Below are 509 nucleotides of genomic sequence, written 5' to 3'. Positions count from 1 at the left end.
GCCGGGCGGCTCGTCGCCACGCAGGGCGACAATGCGGCGGATACCGCTGTCCCAATAATCTTTGGCGATTTGGCGCAACTCGTCAGGGCTGGCGTCGATACCGGTCAGGTGGGGGGCTGCGTCAAGGCCGGTTTCTTGTTTGATGCGTTTAACGATACTGTGTGTGCGGTCGCGTTCGCCGGAGTTTGCACCGTAAGTTACGGAAACGAATTTCGGATGCAAGGTTTGCAGGCGATGGATGGAATCCCATAGCATGGTTTCCATTTGTTCGTTTTTCGGCGGGAAAAATTCGAACGAAACATTGATGTCGCCTTTCAAATCAGAAAGGCTGTTGTTTAAAGCGGCGATTTCTCGAGCGTGATTCATGGTTATGCACCTTCTGCATATCTTTTATTTGTTGTCAGACTGCATAATAAATTTGAGGTCAGTATGAGTCAATTTCGAAATTTTCCAAAATTGTATGAATAGATTTAATAAAGACCTCAGGCCGTCTGAAAAATAGCCTGAGG

The 509-nt window shown here is 47.9% G+C and carries 1 protein-coding gene; it reads right to left on the bottom strand.

All coding sequences use genetic code 11. The features are described from left to right. On the bottom strand, positions 1 to 366 hold a 366-nt coding region (locus ACTHUM_RS18780), incomplete at its 3' end, for a methylenetetrahydrofolate reductase (RefSeq protein ID WP_440403794.1). Positions 367 to 509: the final 143 nt, after the last annotated feature.

It is taken from the genome of Neisseria sp. P0021.S006 (assembly GCF_051956895.1).
This window is presented reverse-complemented; position numbering and strand designations above follow the sequence as displayed.